Here is a 22324-nt window from a genome sequence, read left to right as displayed (position 1 = left end):
GAAATCACTCCGCCCAGTGTACAGTCAGGTCTTCCAGAACCGCTGCAATCGGCGCGTTCCGGGGGTCCATATCCACGGCACGCTCAAATGCCGCACGTTTTTCCGCGCCAAAGATCACCAGGTGCTTGGACATGGCGCTGTCCAGAACATGCGCCGACAGGCTGATGCGCGGCTCTTGCCCCTCGGCGTGGATCGGCAGCGCCACGGGCGCATCCGCGGCCAGCGCATCGTCCAGCCCATCCGCCCCCGGAAACAAGGAGGCCGTGTGCATATCCGCGCCCATGCCCAGCAACAACACCGAGATCGGCAGATGATCGGCCAGCGCTGCAGACACGTCCAAGGCCCCCGCATCCACATCCATACCCGCACGGTAAAGCGGCTTGAACGTGGCCACCGCCGCGCGGTCCACCAGCAGGTGTCGGCGCAACAGCGCCCCGTTCGAACGGTCAGAGCTTTCATCCACCCAGCGTTCATCCGTCAGGGTCACATCCACCCGGCTCCAGTCCAGCCGCGCCCCTGAAAGCACGTCGAAAATCGGCCCCGGAGACGTCCCGCCCGGCACCACCAGCGTCGCCCGTTCATGGGTGAACAGCGCGTTTTCCAGCCGTCCCGCCATCACGTTGGCCACGTCGATGGCCAGCATGTCACGGTCGTGATATTCCTCGAACTTCACGGTTTCACCTCGCGCCAGACGCGGGTGTCGCGGGCCAGCATCTGCACCGCGTCGCCGGGGCCTGCGCTGCCACTGTCATAGGGCTTGGGCACGTCGCCGCGTGTTTCCCAGCCTGCAATGATCGGATCGGTCCAGGCCCACGCCGCCTCGACCTCGTCGCCGCGCATGAACAGGGTCTGGTTGCCGCGGATCACATCCATGATCAGCCGTTCGTAGGCGTCGGGCGGGTCCTCGCCCTCTTCTCCCAAGGCTTCGGCGAATGTCATGTCCAGCGGCACATCGACCAGCCGCATGCCACCGGGGCCGGGTTCCTTGATCGTCACGTTCAGGGTGATGCCCTCATTCGGCTGCAGGCGGATCGACAGGGTGTTGCGATGGTCCTGTTTCTCGCCAAAAATCGAATGGTTCAACTCCTTGAACACGACCGAGATTTCACTGGACCGCGCCACCAGCCGCTTGCCGGTGCGCAGATAGAACGGCGTGCCGGCCCACCGCCAGTTGGAAATGCCGACTTTCATCGCCACATAGCTTTCGGTGCGCGACCGGGGATCTTCGACGGCCTCGCGATAGCTGGGACCGTCAGCGCTGGCCTCATATTGACCGCGCACGACATGGTGCGGTGCCACAGGGTCCAGCGCGCGGATCACCTTCAGCTTTTCGTCGCGCACCGCGTCCGGGTCGAACTTGCTGGGCGGCTCCATCGCAATCAGGCACAGCAATTGCATCAGGTGGTTCTGCACCATGTCGCGCATCGCGCCAGAGCGGTCATAATAATCGCCCCTGCCCCCGACCCCCACGGTTTCGGCAACGGTGATCTGGATGTGATCGACATATTGCGAATTCCACAGCGGCTCGAACAGCATGTTGCCAAAGCGCACGGCCATCAGGTTTTGCACCGTCTCCTTGCCCAGGTAATGGTCAATCCGGTAAATCTGGCCTTCGTCGAAATGTTCGGCCAGCGAGGCGTTCAGCGCCTTGGCACTGGCCAGATCGCGGCCGAATGGCTTTTCGACCACGATGCGGGTCTGATCGTTGGTCAGCTTCCATTTGTGCAAGCGCGATGCCAGATCCCCGAACAGGCTGGGCGCGACCGAGAAATAATAGGCCCGCACAACGTCGCGCCCGTCCATCAGCTTGACCATCTCGGCCCAGCCGCCGTCGCCCTTGGCATCGACCGTGACATACTCCAGCCGCGCCTGAAACGCCTCCAGCGTGCCGTTCTCGCAGGACTTGCCGCCGCCGAATTCGCGAATCGCATCCGCAACAAAGGCGCGGTACTCGTCCGAAGTCATCTCGGAGCGTGCGGCACCGATCACACGTGCGGTATCAGGCATTTGCCCCGAACAGAACCGCCGGAACAGGCCCGGCAGGATCTTGCGGCGGGCCAGATCGCCGGTCCCCCCGAATATGACAAGATCAAAAGGATCGACCGGAATGACGCGCGAAACCATGCTGTAGGCCCTTGTTTCATCAATTGTTAGCGCAAACATGCCTCAAACCGCCCCGGATCACAATAGTGTCAGGCCAAGGGGGTCGGCAGTTCTTGCCTTTGCGGGTACCCTACCACAAATGAAAGACAGGCAAAGACCGGAGGCGCCGCGAAGATGAAAGACCTTTCAGAAGCACAGACACGCGGCAACGCGGGCAAATTCCAGGACCCTGCGCGCACCGCCAAGGGCGAGCAACGCGCGACCGTCGCCCTGACCCACCCCGAAACGCTGTGGTTCAACACCGGCACCCTGTGCAACATCGAATGCGTGAACTGCTATATCGAAAGCAGCCCCACGAATGACGCCCTGGTCTATATCACCGCCGACGAGGTCCGCGATTATCTGGACCAGTTGACCGAACGCGCATGGCCGGTGACCGAGATCGCCTTTACCGGTGGCGAGCCGTTCATGAACCCGCAGATGATCGACATGGCGCAGGCCGCGCTGGAGCGCGGCTATGACGTGTTGATCCTGACCAACGCGATGCGCCCCATGATGCGCAAGACCATGCAGAACGGGCTGTTGCGGCTGAATGCCGAATACCCTGGCAAGCTGACCCTGCGCATCTCTGTCGATCATCACCGCGCCGCACTGCACGACGCCGAACGCGGCAAGGGCAGCTTTGACAAGACACTGAAAGGCATGGAGTGGCTGCGCGACAACGGCTTTCGCATGGCGGTTGCGGGCCGGTCGATCTTTGAAGAGGACGAGGCGGCCGCGCGGGCGGGATATGCCGACTTCTTCGCGCGGCATGGCTTTAACATCGACGCGCAAAACCCTGGCATGACAGTTCTTTTCCCGGAAATGGACGAACAGGTCGAGGTGCCCGAAATCACCACCGCCTGCTGGGGCATTCTGGACAAATCCCCCGATGCGGTCATGTGTTCGTCGTCGCGCATGGTGGTCAAACGCAAGGGTGCTGACCGCCCTGCGGTGCTGGCCTGCACCCTGCTGCCCTATGCGCCCGAATTCGAACTGGGCACCACATTGCAACAGGCCGAAGCCCCCGTCGCCCTGAACCACCCGCATTGCGCGAAGTTCTGCGTTCTGGGCGGTGCAAGCTGCTCGGCATGACGGGTAACTTCATTTGACATGGGGCAATGCTCTGGCAAAACTGGTGTCCTGATCACAAGGACACCGGATATGAACAAACTTATTGCCAGCACCGCCACCGCCCTTTTCATCGCGTCGGCGCAGATCACCTTTGCACAATCCATCAGCGCGTCGAACCCCGACACCCTGATCAACATGCTGAGCGAATCCGGTTATCCGACAGAGCTCGTGACCGACAGCTACGGCGATCCGCAGATCAAGACCGAGATCGACGGCACAAAGATGGACATCAACTTTTACGACTGCACCGATGGCCGCAACTGCCGCGACATCCAGTTTCGCGCCAGCTTTGACACTTCGGGCAACACGTCGATGCAAACCCTTCACGACTGGAACCGCGATTTCTTTATCGGCAAGTCCTATCAGAACAGTCAGGGCTATGCCGTGATCGAACACGCGGTTGCAGGTGTCGACGGCATGTCGCGCTATACGTTCGAGCGTATCCTGACCCGTTGGACCAGTGCGGTCGACGGCTTTAAGGAACACATCGGATTCTGATCCCTTCGGGGCTGCGGCCCCTCAGTGAATGATGAACTCGCCGACCTGATTGCGCCACTCACCCGGCGCAATCAGCTTGCGGTGCGTGAACCGCACCGAATGCAGCGGGCCCTCGATCTCGCGCTGCCAGAATTCGACGAATTCGAACAGCCGCGGGTGATCGGGCGCGGTATCGTAATCCTGCCAGGTGTAGCTGTTCAACACGTGCTGGTAATCTGGCATCCGATAGAAAAATTCGGCCGTGGTCAGACCATACCCGCGAAGCATCATTTCCGTTTCAGAGACCTGCATTTTGCGCACCTTTCATGCTGCTTTTCTTTCATCCTGCCACAGCCAGATTACTTTTCAATAAAAACAGTATGTTGGCACTCTCAACGCTGTGCTGCCAAAGCCGCAGAGACACCTGCCATTGCACCTTATATGCGGCATCTGATAAGGTTTCTCACAACATATAGACACTCAGAAAAAGACGGGCAGCCAAGTGAACGACACGCCAGAAACACCTGAGAACAATGATGAAATGCCGCCAGAGCGTCCCGTATACTCGGGACCTTCGGTCACCATCGAACACGAGATGCGCACATCCTATCTGGATTATGCCATGTCGGTCATCGTCAGCCGCGCGATCCCCGATCTGCGCGACGGGCTGAAACCGGTGCACCGGCGCATCCTGTTTGCGATGCACGAAACCGGCAACACGCACGACAAATCCTATCGCAAGTCCGCCCGTCCCGTGGGCGACGTGATGGGCCAGTATCACCCGCACGGCGACAGTGCGATCTATGACGCGCTGGTGCGGATGGCACAGGATTTCTCGATGTCGCTGCCGCTGCTGGACGGTCAGGGCAACTTTGGCTCGATGGACGGCGATAACGCCGCCGCGATGCGCTATACCGAAGTGCGCATGGACAAGCCCGCCGCCTATCTGCTGGCCGACATCGACAAGGAAACCGTCGATTTCCAGGACAACTATGACGGCAAGCAAAAAGAACCCACCGTTCTGCCTGCGCGTTTCCCCAACATGCTGGTCAACGGCGCGGGCGGTATTGCCGTCGGCATGGCCACAAACATCCCGCCGCACAACCTGGGCGAGGTCGTGGACGCCACGCTGGCCTTGATCGAAGACCCCGACCTGACCTCGGAACAACTGATCGACTATGTCCCCGGCCCCGACTTTCCCACCGGCGGCACCATGCTGGGCCGCTCGGGCGCGCGCAAAGCCTATCTTGAGGGCCGCGGCAGCGTCGTGATCCGCGCCAAGACCCGGGTCGAGGAAATCCGCAAGGACCGCTTTGCCATCATCATCGACGAGATCCCCTATCAGGTGAACAAGGCCACGATGATCGAACGCATCGCCGAGGCCGCACGTGAAAAGCGGATCGAAGGCATCGCGCACGTACAGGACGAATCCGACCGCAACGGCGTGCGTGTCGTGGTCGAGCTGAAACGTGACGCCACCGCCGAGGTGGTGCTGAACCAGTTGTTCCGCTTTACCCCCATGCAGGTCTATTTCGGCTGTAACATGCTGGCGCTGAACGGCGGCCGACCCGAGCAATTGACCCTGCGCCGGTTCCTGACCTGCTTTATCGACTTCCGCGAGGATGTCGTGGCGCGCCGCACCGCCTATCTGCTGCGCAAAGCGCGTGAGCGCAGCCATATCCTGTGTGGTCTGGCCGTGGCGGTCACCAACATCGACGAAATCGTCGCCACCATCCGATCCTCGGCTGATGCTGCCGAGGCGCGCGAAAAGCTGATGACGCGCCGCTGGCCTGCGGCGTCGATCCTGGATTACATCGCGCTGATCGACGATCCGACCCACACCGCCAACGACGACGGCACCTATAACCTGTCCGAAACCCAGGCCCGCGCCATTCTGGAACTGCGGTTGCAGCGCCTGACCCAGATCGGCGTCAAGGAAGTCACCGACGAGTTGGAAGAGCTGGCCGGCAAGATCAAGGAATACCTTGAGATTCTGGGCAGCCGCGACCGCATCATGGGCATCATCGCGGACGAACTGCGCGAGGTGCGCGAGCTGTTCGCCGTGCCGCGCCGCACCGAGATTGTCGACTGGTCCGGCGACATGGACGACGAAGACCTGATCGAACGCGAAGAGATGGTCGTGACCGTCACCTCGGGCGGCTACATCAAACGCACCCCGCTGGCCGATTTCCGCGCCCAAAAGCGGGGCGGCAAAGGCGTGTCCGGGATGCAGACCAAGGAAGAGGACGTGATCACCACCCTCTTCGTGGCCAACACCCACACGCAACTGCTGTTCTTCACCACCGACGGCATGTCCTACAAGCTGAAGACATGGCGCCTGCCCCAAGGTGGCCGGACCTCCAAGGGCAAGGCGATCGTCAACATCCTGCCGATCCCGGTCGGCGTGTCGGTGGCCGCCATCATGCCCGTGGACCGCGACGAAAAGGACTGGGACGACCTTCAGGTGGTCTTTGCCACGTCGGCCGGCACCGTGCGCCGCAACAAGCTGTCGGATTTCACCAACGTCATGCGCAACGGCAAGATCGCAATGAAGTTCGAAGGCGAACATGAAGGCACCACGCTGATCAACGCGCGTATCGCGTCGAACGACGACGACGTGATGCTGGTCACCAACTCGGGCCGCGCGATCCGCTTCCCTGCGACGGATGTGCGGGTGTTCAACAGCCGCGCCTCGGTCGGGGTGCGGGGCATCAAGCTGGGGGCGAATGACACGGTCGTGTCGATGTCGATCATCCGCCATTTTGACGCAACATCAGAAGAACGCACCGCCTATCTGAAAATGCGCCGTGCGATGGCCGGTCTGGCCGACGAGGAAACCGACGAGGAAGAAGCGCCCGCCGATCCGAACTTCTCGAACGAACGCTATGTCGAGATGTCGGCGGCTGAAAACCTGATCCTGACCATCACCGCAAATGGTGCGGGCAAGCTGAGCTCAAGCCACGATTACCCCGTGCGCGGGCGCGGCGGTCTGGGCGTCACCGCGATGGACAAGGCGATGCGCGGCGGTCAGATCGTGGCCTCTTTCCCGGTCGAGATGGACGACCAGATCATGCTGGCCACCTCCAAGGGTCAATCGATCCGCGTGCCGGTTGACGGCATCAGCTTCCGGTCGCGCAGCGCGGGCGGTGTGCGGGTGTTCAACACCGGCAAGAACGAGGAAGTGGTCAGCGTGGCCTGGATCGCCGATCAGGGTGACACCGATGTCGATGTCGAAGGCGGAAACACCCCCGAGGCAGACACTCCAGACGCGGAATAATCTCAACGACACGATGAACAGGAATGCGGCGGCCCCCGAAAGGGCCGCCGTTTTCCGTTTAAATGCGCAGAATGGCCATCGCTTAACCAAGTGGAAACACCCCTTGGTCAAAGTTTCCCCCGACGTTTGCCCAAGGGGACCGGAATGAATCTCTATCACTGCCTGATCGACCTGAAACACGACGCCAAGGCGCTCAGCTTTTCCAAGGCGCTGGATGACTGGATGGCGCATTTGCAGCGTGCAGGTGCAATCGAAAACTGGCGCTTGCTGCGTCGCAAGCTGAACCTGGCCTCGGACGGTCACCGCGACTTTCTGCTTGAGATCGAGGTGCGCGATCTGGCGCAACTGGATCAGGCTTTCCGTGTGTCCGGCGCCCAGGACGAGGATGTGGCGGCCCTGCACCGGGCGGTGCACGACCATGTGGCCCAAGCCGAATTCGGCCTTTACCGCCCCTTCCCCGATCCCGAAAGATCAGAGCGGATGGCGTTGATCTAGGCCCGGAAGGATATCGGACCGGCCGCTGAATTCATCCTGACAAACGTAAAACGGCGGCCCGTGTCAGGGCCGCCGTCAAATATCTCAGCGCGATGCGAAACCCGCATCAGCAATAACCTATTACGGTGTCGATGTGGTGGTCGATTCGTTGTCGTCACCGGCCAGCAGGGCCACGACGGCAAGTGCGCCAAGGCCTGCGCCCACGGCACCCAGATCACCAGCGACCAGTGTCGAACCGGCGGGAACATCCGCGCGGACGCACAGACGTTTTTGAACGCCATTCTCAAGGTAGAGGTTTGCCTCGCAGGCATAATCAACCCCGTTGGACCCTTTGACAGCAACCGGATAATTCGGGTTGCCTGTGGAACCTTCAACGGCAACCTGACGGACAACGCCCTGTGCCATTGCTGTGCTTGCCATCAAGGCAAGGACGCCTGCGCCTGTAAAAATCTTCTTCATGTGGTGCCTCCATGCGAAACCATTAAATCTTACGTCTCTCTTAGCAGCTAAATGCGGGATAGCCTACTATTGTTCCTAAATTTTTTTGCTTTCAGCGGCAGCTTGCCCAAATAATGGAGGAAACTGCCTAAATATTGGAAAACCGAACATCCTGAACGCACTGTTATTCGTCATCCGACAGCACGCCCCAAGTGCAATGCCAAACCGTCGAAGTCAAGAATAGCGTAATTTTATCAACGACCTCACAGCTTGTAGATGGTCGAAAACTTGTCCCGAAGATAGTCAAGCAATGGCGCCTCGCTCGGCTCCATCCCACTGGCCATCGTGATCGTGACGCGTGGCTCATACAGGCCGCCGTTCACCTGTACATTGTCGCGCAACCAGCTGGTGGCGGGTTCTGTATTGCCCTGCGCCAGATGGTCATCCAGATCCGGCACCGCAGTGCGCAGCGTCTGGTGCAGGCAACCTGCATAGACGTTGCCCAGCGAATAGGTCGGGAAATAACCGAACAGCCCGACAGACCAATGCACGTCTTGCAGCACGCCGTTGCTGGCCTTGTCGACGGCATAGCCAAAGTCGGCTTTGAACCGGTCGTTCCATGCCGCCTCGAGATCCGCAACCGCCAGATCACCCGACATCAACGCGCGTTCCAGGTCAAAGCGCAGCAGGACATGCAGGTTGTACTGCAATTCGTCCGCCTCGGTGCGGATGTAACCGTTGTTGACGCTGTTCACACAGGCATAGAACGCATCCGCGTCGGCAATGCCGAAATCGCCAAAGGTGTCCTTCATCTGGCCGAACAGCCAACCGGTAAAGGCACGGCTGCGACCGATCTGGTTTTCATAAATGCGGCTTTGGCTTTCGTGCACGCCCATCGACACACCCTGCCCCAGCGGAGTCAGCAGATAGGCCTGGTCGATGTTCTGTTCATATGCGGCGTGTCCCACCTCGTGGATGGTGGAATAAAAACAGTTGAACGGATCGACGGGATTGGTGCGTGTGGTGATCCGCACGTCGTTGCCGCTGCCCGAGCTGAACGGATGCACCGCCTTGTCGACGCGTCCCCGCTGCATGTCATAGCCAAAGGTGCGCGCCAGATGGCGGCTCAGCTTCATTTGCGCGGCTTCGTCAAATGTGCCTGTCAGGCTGACGGGTTTTTCCGCCGCCAGCACGGCGGCACGCAGATCGGCCAGAACCGGGCGCATGGCCGAAAACATCGCCTCCAGCTCGGCGCCGGTGGTGCCGGGCTCATAGTCTTGCAGCATCGCGTCATACAGATCGCCACCCGCCGCCAGCGCGGCACCTTCTTCGCGTTTCAGCGCCACGACCTCTTGCAACACCGGTGCAAAGGCCGCGAAATCATCCGCGCCGCGTGCCTCGGCCCATTTGCCCTGGGCCACCGATGTCAGCCGCGCCAGTTTGCTGGCCAAAGCAGCGGGCACCTTGGTGGCACGGGCGTGGCTGCGGCGGATGTGGCGCATCTGTGCCTGCCCCACAGCGTCCAGCGTGCTGTCGTCGATCCCGTCCAGCCACTCACTCACCTGCGGCGCGGTGCGGCGCGCGTGCAGCACGGATTCCATCGCGGCCATTTCCTCGCCGCGCTGGTCGGCGGCACCGCGTGGCATCATGGTTTCCTGATCCCACCCCAGACGCCCCGCCACCTGGGCCAAAGCCTGTGTGTCGCGGTCGTATGCCATCAGTGCGTCATAGGGGGTCATGGATTATCAGCCTTCACGGATTGAGGATTGGATCGGATAAGCAGTGAGGAACCGCGCCCGCAGGATCAACACCCACAGGACCACAGCCAGAGCTTGGTGCAGGATCGCCACCTGCCATGCCGCGCCATACAGCACGGTGTTGATGCCAAGGGCAATCTGCAAAGCCAGCGCCGCAAAAACAGCGTTGAACGCAAACCGCGTGCGCCGGTGCGCGCTGCGCCGTCCGCGCAGCCAGACGACGACGCCAAAGGCCGCCAGCAGATAGCCGGTGATGCGGTGAATGAACTGCACCAGCCCGGGGCTTTCAAAGATGTTGCGCCACCAGGGTTCAACCGGGAATGCATTCGGCGGGAACCATTGCCCGCCCATCATCGGCCAGTCGGTATAGCTGCGGCCCGCATCGATACCGGCCACCAACGCGCCGATCAGGATTTGCAGGAAGGCAAAGTGCAGCAATCCGGTGGACAGGCCGAACAGCTTGGCCTCCTTGCTGCGGCGGGCCTGCATCAGATCACGCTCGGTGCGCCCCAACTGTAATATATACCACGCCAGCACCCCCAGGATAATGAACGCCAGCCCCAGATGGGTGGCCAATCGGTAGCTGGCAACGCTGGTGGCCCCTTCGCCTTGGGTGACACCGCTGGACACCATCCACCAGCCGATCGCGCCCTGCGCACCGCCCAGCAGACCCACCAGCCAAAGCTTGGCGGTCCAGCCCACGGGCACCTGACGGCGCAGGGTGAAATAGACAAAGCCCAAGGCCCAGACCAGCCCGATCACACGCCCCAGCTGGCGATGGCCCCATTCCCACCAGTAAATCGCCTTGAAATCCGACAGGTCCATCCACTGGTTCATGATGCGGAACTGGTCAATCGCCTGGTATTTGGCAAATTCCGCTTCCCAATGCGCCTGTGTCAGCGGCGGCAATGCACCGGTCAGCGGCTTCCATTCGGTGATCGACAAACCGCTGTCGGTCAACCGCGTCAGCCCGCCCACCGCGATCATCACAAAGACCAGCGCGAACAGGATCATCAGCCAGATGCGAATGCCCCGCCGCGCGCCGCGCCGTCCCCGGTCGATCACGCCGGTGGCGGGGGCTTTCTGTGCCGCCGCCTCGGGGCTTGCGACCTCTTCGAAAATACTACGTTTGCCGCTCATGGTCTGGTCCTCGTCTTTGTCGCGCAACCTAGGGCCGCGCCGCACGATGGTCCAGAACCATCATGGCCGCTTTTGCGCCCATCGGACCATCTGCCGCATCACCCCGTGCAACATCTGCACATCGGCGCGGGTCAGCGGCATCCGGCTCCACATATTGCGCAGGTTGGAGCGCATGCTGGCCGATTTGTGTTCCGGAAAGAAAAAGCCCGCCGTGTCCAGCGCCTCCTCGTAATGCACGGCCAGATGCTCGACCTCGACGCCCTGCGCCCAGTCGGTGCCGGCCATCTCGTCGCTGCGGTGCACAACCTCGCCGCTGGCACGCATCCACTCGTATCCCACCAACAGCACGCATTGCGCCAGGTTGAGCGAGGCGAATTTCGGGTTCACCGGCACCGAGACAATCGCATTGGCCCGCGCAATGTCCTCATTCTCGAGCCCTGCGCGTTCCGGGCCGAACATCACGGCGACCTTCTGGCCCTGTGCAATCCGCGCAGCCGCGTCGCGCATCGCCTCTTCGGGCGAGAACACGGGTTTGGTCAGATCGCGCGCCCGTGCGGTGGTGGCATAGACATATGTGCAATCGCCAAGCGCATCCGGCAGATCCGGCGACAGCTGCGCCTCGTCCAGCAACCGCCCCGCCCCCGAGGCCAGCGCCACCGCCGATTGGTTCGGCCAGCCATCGCGGGGCGCGACAATGCGCATCCGGTCCAGACCAAAGTTCCACATCGCCCGCGCGGCGGACCCGATGTTTTCGCCCATCTGCGGGCGCACCAAGACAAAAAAAGGAATATCGCTCATGCCGCCCCCATACACAGCCCCGCGCCTGTGGAAAAGCCCCCGGACACCTGCAAGCACTTGTTTCCTTTCGCCGCGCGATCCGCTATCTGCCCTGCCAGTGACGACAAAGGATCAGACGATCATGGCCGAGACCGAGCAGCAGCCGCAACTTTACCTCATCAGCCCGCCCGAACTGGAGCTGACACAGTTCCCCGACACGCTGGCGCGGGTGCTGGACGCCCATGCCATCGCCTGTGTGCGGCTGGCGCTGGACACCCGCGACGAAGACCGCCTGTCCCGCGCCGCCGATGCGCTGCGCGCGGTGACCGACGCGCGTGATGTCGCACTGGTGATCACCGACAACGTGCCGCTGGCTGAACGGCTGGGTCTGGACGGGGTGCACCTGACCCTCCCCGGATCGGTGCGCGCAGCCCGCAAGGTGCTGGGCCCCGATGCCATTGTCGGTGCGTTCTGTGGTGGATCGCGCCACGACGGGCTGTCGGCGGGCGAAGCGGGTGCGGATTACATCGCTTTCGGCCCGGTGCAGGGCCATGACGCCGACGACGACAGCTTTGCCGAGGCCGAGCTGTTCCAGTGGTGGTCCGAAGTCATCGAAATCCCTGTCATAGCCGAGGGGAACCTGGACCGCGCACAAATCGCGGCCCTTGCTCCCTACACCGACTTTTTCGGCATCGGTGCGGAAATCTGGGGGCAGGACGACCCTGCAGCCGCCCTGACGGCCCTGTTGGCCGATATGTAATATCGGCAGGTGGCGGGTGTTACAAAAACACCCGCTCGACCACCCACCACGCGCCGATCAGCGCGATCACCAGTGATCCCGTGATCGAAATGGCGCGGAACATCACGCTTTGTTCCTGCACAAAGATCTCGTCCCCGTCCAGCTCGACCGCACGGGCCGCAGCGACCGACAACGACACGATGATCGCAGCCAGCGCCACAACGGTCAGCTGCCCCACCTCGACGCCTACGTTGAACCCCAGCAGCGCCGGAATGAACTGATCCGCAGGCAGGCCAAATTCGCCCAGCACCGACGCAAAGCCCAGCCCGTGCAACAGGCCAAAGCCGAAGATCACGAAGGGCCGCCAGGGCGACAGCTTGCGCCAGAAAATGTTTTCAATCGCGACATATACGATGCTGGCGGCAATCAACGGCTCGACAATGCTGCCGGGAATGCTGACGATACCCAGCGCCCCCAGGGCCAGCGTGACCGTGTGGGCCACGGTAAAGGCGCTGATCTGCAGCAGCAAAGGCCGCCATGCCGTGCTCAGCAGGAACAGCCCCAGCACAAACAGGATATGGTCCAGCCCCTGCGGCAGAATGTGATCAAAGCCCACGGGGATATAGCCCGCAAAAGTGCCCCAACCGGTCAGCGCACCGCCACCTGACAGGGCAATCGCACCGCTGTCCGCGCCGCTTTCCACGTAACCGGTGAAGGGATCGTCAACGCCCTGCTGTCGCAACACCAGCGACCCCTGCCCCTTGGGCCAGGCCACCACCACCTCGGTCGCACCCGACGGCAATTGCCCCACCAGCGTCAGCAACGACTGGCGCGGGGCTTGCGGATCGGGTGCCTCGGCCACTTCGAACCCTTGCAAGACCAGCGGCACCGCTGCGCCATCCGCCCGCAGCATCGGCAGCGCGTTCCATTTTTGGACCAGCCCTGTCATTTGCTCCCGGATCTCTTCGACCGGGCGCGCGCGCAACGCGTCGTAATCCTCTGCCTGCGCCGCCTCGTCCGTGTCACTGACCGTGTCCATGTCGATACCGGCCAGAAACGCCTCGACGTTGGCGCGCATCTGGATCGTGACGGTTCCGCCCTCGTCGCTCAGGTCCGCAATGGTTGGCAGGATCTCGTGGGCATGTGCCGCCGACGCGACCGTCAACAGCCACAGGGTTGACATCGCTGCAATACGGCGCAGCTTTCTCGTTAACTTAACAAAAGGGTTTATCATGCGTCTGTCCCGGTTCGTGTTTCTCGCCGCCATGTTCCTCGCCCCCTTTGCGGGGGCCGGTGCGGTCCTTGCCCATGAGTCTTGGCTGGAACCGCAACAGTATCAAGTCGAAAGCGGCGGCGACCTGAAAGCTGACCTGAAAAACGGTGAGAAATTCATTGGATCGACGCTGGCCTATTTCAAAAACAACATCGTGCGCTTTGACATGATCATGGGAGAAACATCCGTGCCGGTCGAGGGGCGGCTGGGCAATATTCCCGCGCTTGCCACACAGGCCCCTGCCGTCGACGGGCTGTTGGTGCTGGTCTATCAATCCACCGCATCCTCGCTGAAATACAGCGAATGGCAGAAATTCATGGCTTTCGCCGAGCACAAGGATTTCAAGACCGCCGAGGCCGACCACATCGCCGCAGGCTGGCCCCAGGAAGGCTTCCGCGAGATTTATACCCGTTACATCAAGTCGCTGGTGGGCGTTGGCAACGGTGAAGGTGCGGATGTGGTCACCGGCATGGAGACCGAATTCGTCGCCCTGACCAACCCCTATTCCGCGGCCTTTGACGGCACGATGCAGGTGCAGGTCCTGTATCAGGCCCAACCGCGCGTCGATGCGCAGGTCGAGATTTTCCACCGCGATCCAAAGGGCGAGGTGACAGTAACCACCACCCGCACCGACGATCAGGGCGTGGCCCGCATTCCCGTCACACCGGGCAGCGAATACCTGCTGGATGCGGTCGTGCTGCGCCCCTATGCGGGGGACAAGGATGCGGTGTGGGAAACGCTGTGGGCCGCGCTTACGTTCAAGGTGCCCGAGTAGCGCCGAAACGCTTGCATCACAGACCGCTTCCCGCCATGAAGCGCGGATGAAAAAGACAGCTGACATCCTTTGTATCGGATCGGTCCTGTGGGACGTGATCGGGCGCTCGGCCTCGGTCATGCGACAGGGGTCGGACGTACCGGGGCGGATCACCCGCCTGCCTGGTGGCGTGGCGATGAACATCGCGATGACGCTGGCGCGGTTTGGCCTGACGCCCGCGCTGCTGACCGCGATTGGCCGCGACGCCGAGGGGGACGAGCTGATGGCCGCCTGCGCCGCGCGCGGCATGATCACCGACACGATCTATCGCTCGGACGATCTGCCGACGGATCGCTACATGGCGGTCGAAGGGGCGAACGGGCTGATCGCAGCCATCGCCGACGCCCATTCGCTTGAGGCCGCAGGCGCCAAGATCCTGCGCCCGCTGACCGACGGCACCCTGCCCGCGCCCTATGCCGGGCTGGTCGCACTGGACGGCAACCTGACGCTGGACCTGCTGGCCGAGATCGCCACCGGCGACGCGCTGGCACAGGCCGATCTGCGCGTGGCCCCTGCCTCGCCCGGCAAGGCCGAGCGGCTGACGCCGTTCCTGAACAACCGCCGCGGCACGCTTTATGTGAACTGCGAAGAGGCGGGCCTGCTGTGTCAAACCACCTTTGCCACGGCCCCCGACGCCGCCGCCGCCTTGCTGGACCGGGGTGCCGCCCGCGTTCTGGTCACCAACGGCGGCGATGATGCCGCCGAAGGCGATGCCACGGGCGGCGTCATCCATGCCACACCGCCGCAAGTGCTGGTCACCCGCGTGACCGGCGCCGGCGACACCTTCATGGCCGCCCATATCGCCGCCGAAGCCCGTGGCGCAGACCGCCACGCGGCCCTTGCGCAAGCATTGGAAGCGGCCGCCATCTATGTCTCAGGAGACACTCCCAATTGACCCATTCCTACGCCCGCTCCTCCGAAGTCGCCAACGCACAGGCCAGCGGATCGCCCGTTGTCGCGCTGGAAAGCACGATCATCACCCACGGCATGCCCTATCCGCAAAACCTTGAGGTCGCGCGCCAGGTCGAGGAAGACGTGCGCGCCGCCGGTGCCACGCCCGCCACGATGGCAGTGATCGCGGGGCGGCTGCATGTGGGTCTGACCGACAAGCAACTGGAAGCATTGGCGCAGGCTAGGGATGTGGACAAGATCAGCCGCGCCGACATGGCCGTGTGCATGGCCCAGGGCCGCACCGGCGCCACCACCGTCGCCGCCACCATGATCGCGGCCCGTCTGGCCAACATCAGCGTCTTTGCCACGGGTGGCATCGGCGGTGTGCACATGGGCGCGGACCAGACCTTTGATGTGTCCGCCGACCTGTTGGAACTGGCACAGACCGCCGTCACCGTCGTGGCGGCCGGCCCAAAGGCGATCCTGGACATCCCTAAAACGCTGGAAGTTCTGGAAACCCAAGGCGTCCCCGTCATCGCCTATGGTCAGGACGCCCTGCCCGCCTTCTGGTCCCGCAGCGCAGGCTTTGACGCGCCCCTGCGCATGGACAGCGCCGCCGAGATTGCCGCCGCCCACAAGATGCGCGCCCGCCTCGCCCTGCCGGGCGGACAACTGGTCGCCAACCCGATCCCGCAAAGCGACGAGATCGCGCCCGAGGTGCTGGCCCCCATCATCGCACAGGCCCAGGCCGAAGCAGACGCCCAAGGCATCAGCGCCAAGGCGGTCACACCCTTCCTGTTGCAGCGCATCTTCGAGCTGACCGAAGGCCGCTCGCTGACCGCCAATATTGCACTTGTGCGCAATAATGCACGGCTGGCTGCACAGATTGCGGTCGAAATGACCAAACTGACCTGAAAGACATTGATTCAAATCATCAACCGGTGTTGAAGGCGGCGGCAAAATCCCTATTTTCAAGGGGACTGCCGCAGGATTGTAAAATCCACCTTTTTCCGGGAACCTGATGAACACACCTTTTGACGAGGAACCACGCCGCAAGGGCAGCCTGCTCGGGCGTTTGCGGGCGTCTTTCCTGACCGGACTTGTGGTGATCGCGCCTGTCGGCCTGACCATCTGGCTGATCTGGACCGTTGTCGGCTGGATCGACGGCATGGTGTTGCCCTTTGTCCCGCGTGCCTATCACCCCGACCGGATGATCCAGGATTTCTTTGGGCTGGCACGCGATTCGCAGATCAACGTGCGCGGCATCGGCGTGATCATCTTTCTGGTGTTCACCATCATCGTCGGCTGGATGGCCAAGGGGCTGATCGGCCGCTCGGTCCTGCGTTTCGGCGAAAGCCTGGTGGAACGCACACCGGTTGTGCGGTCGATCTATTCGGGCATCAAACAGATTTCCGAAACCGTCTTTGCCCAGTCCGAACGCAGTTTTGAAAAGGCCTGTCTGGTCGAATATCCCCGGCGCGGCATCTGGGCCATCGGCTTTGTATCGACCACCGCCAAGGGCGAAATCAGGAACCGCGCGGGCAACCAGAACGGGCTGATGTCCGTGTTCTTGCCGACCACGCCGAACCCGACCTCGGGATTTTTGCTGTTCGTCCCCCCCGAAGAGGTGATGGAGTTGGAGATGAGCGTTGAAGACGCCGCGAAACTGGTGATCTCGGCGGGGCTGGTCTATCCCAACGCCAAGGACCCCAGCCTGCCGCCGGAATAACCGCTCAGCTGTACATCGCGCGCATGTCGATGCTGGACCGCTGGTTCAGATCGTCGAAATGCTGTGACAGGAAAAGGTCCGCAGCCGCGCGCCCTGCCTGCTTGAGCTTGCCCAGAACATAGCCGTTCGGCACGGTCTTTGTGGCCACCGACAGATCGTTCATCAGGTCATCGTCGGCAATCATGTGCATATGCACCCGTGCCATACGCTCCTCGGGAATGGTGCCATCGTCCAGCAGGCGCTGCACCAACGCAATCGCCCGCATCTCGCGCAGCAGCGACGAGTTGAAACTGATCTCGTTGATCCGGTTCTGGATCTGTTGCGGCGTATAAGGCACGTCCTCGCGTTCCAGCGGGTTAATGTTGATCACCACGATGTCCCGCGGCAGCCGCCGCTCGAAGAACGGGAACAACGCGGGATTGCCGGTATAGCCACCGTCCCAGAACGCTTCGGTCCGGCCTGTCTGGCTGTCGAACAACTCGACCGCCTGAAACAGCGTCGGCAGACAGGCCGAGGCCATGATCACGTCGGCATTCACCTCGTCGCCCTTGAACACCCGCAGCTTGCCATTGCGCACACGGGTGGCGTTGACAAAGAACACAGGTCCGTCGTCGGCGCACACCTTGTCATAGTTGAACGCATTGACGATCGAGGTCAGCGGGTTGGTATAGAACGGCCCCATGGCATAAGGCGACAACCCGTGGCTGATCGCCTCGCCCATCAGGTAGAACGGGTTCATCTCCATCGCCTGACTGACACTGCGCACCCCCAGCGGGGCCATCCAGCTTTCCGCTTCGATCCCTTGCAGCCCTGCAACCTCGTGCCACAGTGCATCCAGCGCGGCGCGCGCGCCTTCGGCGCCGCCGGTGACCATACCGGATTTCAACGCGGCCCCGTTCAGCGCCCCGGCAGAGGTGCCGGAAATGGCTGCAATTTCGATCCGGTCGTCTTCCAGAATGCGGTCCAGCGCACCCCAGGTGAACGCGCCGTGCGCGCCGCCACCTTGCAGGGCCAGGTTGATCCGTTTGCGTGTCATATCAGGGCCTTTCGGTCCGCCGCAGACTTTGGGAGCCTCCGGCGGGAGTGTGAGCGGGTTTCCCGGAAACGCTCCGGGGGAGCGTTTCGCCCGCGAACGGGCGGAGCCGCGGGCAAGATGAAATCGGCGGACCCGCGTTAAAGGGCCGTCCATCCACCATCGACGCTGATCGTGGTGCCGGTGATCTGCGCCGCCGCATCCGAACACAGGAACACAGCCGTGCCGCCCAACTGTTCGGTGGTGGCAAATTCCTTGCTGGGCTGGCGCGTCAGCATGACGTTCTGGATCACCTCTTCGCGGGTCATGTTATATTCCTTCATCGTGTCGGGAATCTGGTTCTCGACGATGGGGGTCAGCACATAGCCCGGACAAATCGCATTCGCGGTGATCGGATCGGTCGCGGTTTCCAGCGCCACGGTTTTCGTCAGCCCGACGATCCCGTGCTTGGCCGCGACATAGGCCGATTTATAGGGCGACGCGGTCAGACCATGGGCCGATGCGATGTTGATGATCCGCCCCCACCCCCGTTCGCGCATCCCCGTGACCGCCACGGCGCTGGTGTGAAAGGCCGAGCTGAGGTTGATCGCGATGATCGCGTTCCATTTGTCGATGGGAAAGTCCTGGATCGCCGCGACATGCTGGATGCCCGCGTTGTTCACCAGAATGTCGCAACCGCCTGCGGCCACAACCAGACGGCGACAATCCTCGGCCTTGGACATATCGGCCTGAATGTATTTCACATCGACGCCAAGGCTGCGGGACAGTTCAGCGGCCAGATCGTGATCTTCGTCAGAATCGGTAAAGCTGTTGAGAACCAGATTCGCCCCCGCCTTGCCCATTTCCTTGGCAATGCCCAACCCGATCCCCGAGTTCGATCCGGTGATGACGGCGGTTTTGCCGGACAGGTCGTGTGTGATGGCCATGTGAATGCTCCTTGGAGTTTTGCGTGCTATGGCAACCTTGCCATGCTGCATCTGCAAAAGGAACGGCAAAGCGCGCGGTGTGGTTCCGCAAGGCACCCGCAAGCGTCAGGCAAAAAAAACGCCAGCACGAAGCTGGCGTTAAGTTATTGAGGCAGGTTTCATACAGGCAAGAAACCTATCGAGCAGTGAGGTCTTTATAAGCAATCTAAGGCCGAGGGCCAAGCTAAAAGTTTGAAATCACCTGAAAGCCCAGATACCGCTGGGTCTAGCAAAACAAGGGCAGAAGGGAATTGTTGCCAAAATGGGCGTCAATATTTTCCACGCGGGTCTTCGAAATGTCGCCATCGCGGCGCTGATTCTCGGTGCGGGCACCGCAGCATCCGAGCCGGTGCATGGCATAGCTATGTATGGCGATCCCGCCCTGCCACCCGATTTTGTGTCACTCCCTTATGTGAACCCCGACGCCCCGCGCGGCGGGTCCATCGTGCTGGGCAACACGGGCGGCTTTGATTCCCTCAATCCCTTCGTGCGCAAAGGCAACGCGCCCTGGCAACTTTCCACCTTCACGCACGAAAGTTTGATGGGGCGCAGTCTGGACGAACCCTTCACTTTGTACGGTCTGCTCGCCGAATCGGTCGAAGTGTCCGACGACCGGACCGAAGTTCGATTCGTACTGCGGCCCGAGGCGGCATTCTCGGACGGCACACCCGTTACGGTTGAGGACGTGATCTGGAGCTACGAGATCCTGGGCACCGAAGGGCACCCCCGCTACCACGGGCTGTGGGCACAGATCACCTCGATCACCCAGGACGGGCCGCGCGCGGTCAAGATGACCTTCGAGCCGGGCAATCGTGAACTGGCCCTGCTGGCCGGTATGCGCCCGATCCTCAGCAAGGCGCAGTGGGAAGGCCGCGATTTCGCCAACGCCCCGCTGGCCGACGTGCCGCTGGGCAGCGGCCCTTATGTGGTGACCGGCTTTGAGGGCGGACGGTACGTGCAACTCACCCGCAACCCGGACTACTGGGGCGCGGATATCCCGGTGCGGCGCGGCACCAACAATTTTGACAAGATCCGCATCGATTTCTACGGCGACAGCACCGTGCTGCTCGAAGGGTTCAAGGCCGGCGAGATTTCCGCGATCCGTGAATTCAACTCTGAAAGCTGGACATCACAGTATAATTTCCCCCGTGCGATCAACGGTGACGTGGTCCAGACCGAGATCCCCCACGGCAAGCCGTCAGGCATGACCGGGCTGGCGATGAACACCCGCCGCGCGCCCTTTGACGACTGGCGCGTGCGCTCGGCGCTGATCCATGCGTTCAACTTCGAATACATCAACGACACGCTCACGGGTGGTGTCCAGCCGCGCATCACCTCGTATTTCTCGAACTCGGTGCTGTCGATGCAGGACGGTCCCGCCGCGCCGGAAGTGGCGGCCTTGCTGGAACCCTACGCCGACGATCTGCCCCCGGACACGCTTGAGGGATATGCCCTACCCGTTTCGGACGGCAGCGCGCGCAACCGTCAGGGCCTGCGCGCCGCGACCAAGCTGCTGCAAGAGGCTGGCTTTTCCGCCGAGGGGGGCACATTGCGCGGACCGGACGGCACGCCGTTCACATTCGACATCCTTCTGCCCAAGGGCAGCACCGAGAATATCGCCATCGCCGATATCTACATCGGCGCGCTAAAGCGTCTGGGCATCACCGCGCGCATCGAAACCGTGGACGACGCGCAATTTTTGGCGCGCACCAACAGCTTTGATTTCGACATGACCTTTTTCCGTCGTGCCCTGTCGCTGTCACCGGGCAACGAGCAGCGGTATTACTGGGGCAGCGAAGCCGCCACCGCCGAAGGGTCGCGCAACCTGCCCGGCATTCACAGCCCGGCGGTGGATGCGATGATCGACGCGATGCTCGAGGCCGAAGGACAGGACCAGTTCATCGCCGCCACCCGCGCGCTGGACCGGGTGCTGACGGCGGGGGCCTATGTCATCCCCTTCTGGCAATATGCCGAAGGTCGCATTGCCCATATCAAGGAAATGAAGCACCCTGATGTGATCCCGATCTATGGCGACGGGCCGAATTACATGCCCGAAGTGTGGTGGTGGGAGGACTGATGTCATAGATCTGTTACAAAGGTCCATTAACGGCAGCGTCATGAATATCCTTGTCCTGTGCACCGGCAACTCGGCCCGGTCGATCCTGTTGGAACATATCCTGAATGACGCGGGCATTGGCCGCGTGCGTGCCTTTTCGGCGGGGTCACACCCGACAGGCCAGGTTCATCCCCAATCGCTGAAACTTCTGGACGCGATGGAAATCGACACCTCAGGCGCGCGATCCAAAAGCTGGGACGAATTTGCCGCCGAGGATGCGCCGATCATGGATCTGGTGATCACCGTCTGTGGCTCTGCCGCCGCTGAAACATGCCCGATGTGGCCCGGCGCTCCCGTGCGCGCGCATTGGGGCGTCGAAGACCCCGCCGCCGCGCCGGACGCAGAACAGGAAGCAGCCTTCCAGACCGCGTTCGAAATCCTGAACCGGCGCACGCAGGCGCTGCTGGATCATCCTTTTGAAACGATGGATGTGGGCGAGCTGAGCGCGCTTCTGAAACGGATCGGCACCCTGCAATGATCCGCAAATATGTCGCCGAAGGTCTGGGCACCGCCCTGTTGCTGGTGGGTGTCGTCGGCTCTGGCATCATGGGACAGACGCTGGCGGACGGAAACACCGCCATTGCGCTATTGGCCAATGCGGTGGCCACGGGCTGTATGCTTTACGTGATCATCACCACGCTGGGGCCAATCTCGGGCGCGCATTTCAACCCCGCTGTGACGCTGGCCTTCTGGCTGCGCGGCGAGATCACCACGCGCCCCGCCCTGGGCTATGTTCTGGTTCAGGTCGCGGGCGGGATTGTCGGCGTCTGGGCGACACATGCGATGTTCGACCAGCCGATCCTGCAGGCTTCGACCACCATGCACCGCACCGGCATCGCGCAATGGTGCTCCGAGGCGATGGCGACCTTTGGCCTGTTGTTCGTGATCTTCGGCGGCCTGAAATCACGCCCCGAGGCAGTGCCTGCGCTGGTCGCCTTCTACATCACGGGGGCCTATTGGTTCACCGCATCCACCAGCTTTGCCAACCCCGCGGTGACCATCGCACGCGGGTTTTCCGACACGTTTGCGGGCATCTACCCCGGCCACATCGCGGCCTTTATCGTGGTGCAGCTGATCACGGTGCCGCTGGCGCATCTGATCCTGACGCGGCTGTTCCGCGACTAGGC

22 protein-coding genes are annotated in these 22324 nt (G+C 62.1%); 12 read left to right on the top strand and 10 right to left on the bottom strand.

Annotated elements, in window-relative coordinates:
- Positions 1 to 4 precede the first annotated feature (4 nt).
- Positions 5 to 673: a 6-phosphogluconolactonase gene (gene pgl / locus BUC08_RS17350; RefSeq protein ID WP_037928645.1), complete on the bottom strand. Its 669-nt coding sequence runs from the start codon at positions 671 to 673 to the stop codon at positions 5 to 7.
- Positions 670 to 2124, bottom strand: coding sequence for a glucose-6-phosphate dehydrogenase (zwf, locus tag BUC08_RS17345; protein ID WP_037928647.1), 1455 nt, complete (start codon positions 2122 to 2124; stop codon positions 670 to 672). Before zwf ends, pgl begins: the two co-directional genes overlap by 4 nt.
- Positions 2125 to 2277: 153 nt before the next feature.
- Here zwf and BUC08_RS17340 point away from each other — a divergent pair, with 153 nt between their 5' ends.
- Both BUC08_RS17340 and BUC08_RS17335 read left to right on the top strand, forming a co-directional pair.
- Positions 2278 to 3237 (top strand): radical SAM protein, encoded by a 960-nt coding sequence (locus tag BUC08_RS17340; protein ID WP_037928649.1) that lies wholly within the window; start codon positions 2278 to 2280, stop codon positions 3235 to 3237.
- A gap of 69 nt (positions 3238 to 3306) precedes the next feature.
- On the top strand, positions 3307 to 3774 hold the full coding sequence (locus tag BUC08_RS17335; protein ID WP_051694568.1) for a YbjN domain-containing protein: 468 nt from the start codon (positions 3307 to 3309) through the stop codon (positions 3772 to 3774).
- A 21-nt stretch (positions 3775 to 3795) separates the two neighbouring features.
- Here BUC08_RS17335 and BUC08_RS17330 read toward each other — a convergent pair whose 3' ends face one another.
- Entirely contained in the window at positions 3796 to 4065 is a 270-nt protein-coding gene (locus BUC08_RS17330; RefSeq protein ID WP_028957416.1) for an usg protein, read from the bottom strand.
- Between the two features lie 229 nt (positions 4066 to 4294).
- Between BUC08_RS17330 and gyrA the strand changes: the two genes are divergently transcribed.
- Both gyrA and BUC08_RS17320 read left to right on the top strand, forming a co-directional pair.
- Positions 4295 to 7030 carry a DNA gyrase subunit A gene (gene gyrA / locus BUC08_RS17325; RefSeq protein ID WP_224769893.1) on the top strand — a complete coding sequence of 912 codons (2736 nt, stop codon included), beginning with the start codon at positions 4295 to 4297 and terminating at the stop codon, positions 7028 to 7030.
- A gap of 144 nt (positions 7031 to 7174) precedes the next feature.
- Positions 7175 to 7525, top strand: coding sequence for a DUF6614 family protein (locus tag BUC08_RS17320; RefSeq protein ID WP_037928652.1), 351 nt, complete (start codon positions 7175 to 7177; stop codon positions 7523 to 7525).
- Positions 7526 to 7645: 120 nt separating this feature from the next.
- Here the strand turns inward: BUC08_RS17320 and BUC08_RS17315 are convergent, their stop codons facing one another.
- The 4 genes from BUC08_RS17315 to BUC08_RS17300 all read right to left on the bottom strand — a co-directional run bounded on the left by BUC08_RS17315 (position 7646) and on the right by BUC08_RS17300 (position 11658).
- Entirely contained in the window at positions 7646 to 7984 is a 339-nt protein-coding gene (locus BUC08_RS17315; RefSeq protein WP_037928655.1) for a hypothetical protein, read from the bottom strand.
- A 242-nt stretch (positions 7985 to 8226) separates the two neighbouring features.
- On the bottom strand, positions 8227 to 9702 hold the full coding sequence (locus tag BUC08_RS17310) for a carboxypeptidase M32 (RefSeq protein WP_037928657.1): 1476 nt from the start codon (positions 9700 to 9702) through the stop codon (positions 8227 to 8229).
- Between the two features lie 6 nt (positions 9703 to 9708).
- Positions 9709 to 10860 (bottom strand): heme A synthase, encoded by a 1152-nt coding sequence (gene ctaA, locus BUC08_RS17305; protein ID WP_037928930.1) that lies wholly within the window; start codon positions 10858 to 10860, stop codon positions 9709 to 9711.
- Between the two features lie 60 nt (positions 10861 to 10920).
- Positions 10921 to 11658 (bottom strand): RNA methyltransferase, encoded by a 738-nt coding sequence (locus tag BUC08_RS17300; protein WP_037928660.1) that lies wholly within the window; start codon positions 11656 to 11658, stop codon positions 10921 to 10923.
- Positions 11659 to 11779: 121 nt separating this feature from the next.
- On the opposite strand from BUC08_RS17300, the gene BUC08_RS17295 reads away from it, so the two are divergent.
- Positions 11780 to 12397, top strand: coding sequence for a thiamine phosphate synthase (locus BUC08_RS17295; RefSeq protein WP_037928663.1), 618 nt, complete (start codon positions 11780 to 11782; stop codon positions 12395 to 12397).
- 19 nt (positions 12398 to 12416) lie between these two features.
- Here the strand turns inward: BUC08_RS17295 and BUC08_RS17290 are convergent, their stop codons facing one another.
- On the bottom strand, positions 12417 to 13610 hold the full coding sequence (locus tag BUC08_RS17290) for a HupE/UreJ family protein (protein WP_037928666.1): 1194 nt from the start codon (positions 13608 to 13610) through the stop codon (positions 12417 to 12419).
- On the opposite strand from BUC08_RS17290, the gene BUC08_RS17285 reads away from it, so the two are divergent.
- The 4 genes from BUC08_RS17285 to BUC08_RS17270 all read left to right on the top strand — a co-directional run bounded on the left by BUC08_RS17285 (position 13609) and on the right by BUC08_RS17270 (position 17083).
- Entirely contained in the window at positions 13609 to 14424 is an 816-nt protein-coding gene (locus BUC08_RS17285; protein WP_037928668.1) for a DUF4198 domain-containing protein, read from the top strand. The two genes, BUC08_RS17290 and BUC08_RS17285, sit on opposite strands and share 2 nt — an antisense overlap.
- 46 nt (positions 14425 to 14470) lie before the next feature.
- On the top strand, positions 14471 to 15358 hold the full coding sequence (locus tag BUC08_RS17280; RefSeq protein WP_037928671.1) for a PfkB family carbohydrate kinase: 888 nt from the start codon (positions 14471 to 14473) through the stop codon (positions 15356 to 15358).
- A complete protein-coding gene (locus BUC08_RS17275) occupies positions 15355 to 16269 on the top strand; it encodes a pseudouridine-5'-phosphate glycosidase (RefSeq protein WP_037928676.1) in 915 nt (304 codons plus the stop codon). The genes BUC08_RS17280 and BUC08_RS17275 overlap by 4 nt, the downstream gene beginning before the upstream one ends.
- A gap of 106 nt (positions 16270 to 16375) precedes the next feature.
- Positions 16376 to 17083 (top strand): DUF502 domain-containing protein, encoded by a 708-nt coding sequence (locus BUC08_RS17270; RefSeq protein WP_037928678.1) that lies wholly within the window; start codon positions 16376 to 16378, stop codon positions 17081 to 17083.
- Between the two features lie 4 nt (positions 17084 to 17087).
- Here the strand turns inward: BUC08_RS17270 and BUC08_RS17265 are convergent, their stop codons facing one another.
- Together BUC08_RS17265 and BUC08_RS17260 are read right to left on the bottom strand one after the other, a co-directional pair.
- A complete protein-coding gene (locus tag BUC08_RS17265) occupies positions 17088 to 18119 on the bottom strand; it encodes a patatin-like phospholipase family protein (protein ID WP_037928681.1) in 1032 nt (343 codons plus the stop codon).
- Between the two features lie 137 nt (positions 18120 to 18256).
- Entirely contained in the window at positions 18257 to 19042 is a 786-nt protein-coding gene (locus BUC08_RS17260) for a 3-hydroxybutyrate dehydrogenase (RefSeq protein ID WP_037928685.1), read from the bottom strand.
- 301 nt (positions 19043 to 19343) lie between these two features.
- Here BUC08_RS17260 and BUC08_RS17255 point away from each other — a divergent pair, with 301 nt between their 5' ends.
- The 3 genes from BUC08_RS17255 to BUC08_RS17245 are packed head-to-tail and all read left to right on the top strand — an operon-like array spanning position 19344 to position 22322.
- On the top strand, positions 19344 to 21158 hold the full coding sequence (locus tag BUC08_RS17255) for an extracellular solute-binding protein (protein ID WP_397467036.1): 1815 nt from the start codon (positions 19344 to 19346) through the stop codon (positions 21156 to 21158).
- 40 nt (positions 21159 to 21198) lie between these two features.
- Positions 21199 to 21675 (top strand): arsenate reductase ArsC, encoded by a 477-nt coding sequence (locus tag BUC08_RS17250; protein WP_037928691.1) that lies wholly within the window; start codon positions 21199 to 21201, stop codon positions 21673 to 21675.
- A complete protein-coding gene (locus tag BUC08_RS17245) occupies positions 21672 to 22322 on the top strand; it encodes an aquaporin (protein WP_037928693.1) in 651 nt (216 codons plus the stop codon). The genes BUC08_RS17250 and BUC08_RS17245 overlap by 4 nt, the downstream gene beginning before the upstream one ends.
- Positions 22323 to 22324 lie beyond the last annotated feature (2 nt).

Source organism: Pseudosulfitobacter pseudonitzschiae (assembly GCF_900129395.1).
In the GTDB taxonomy this organism is placed as follows: Bacteria; Pseudomonadota; Alphaproteobacteria; order Rhodobacterales; family Rhodobacteraceae; genus Pseudosulfitobacter; species Pseudosulfitobacter pseudonitzschiae.
This window is presented reverse-complemented; position numbering and strand designations above follow the sequence as displayed.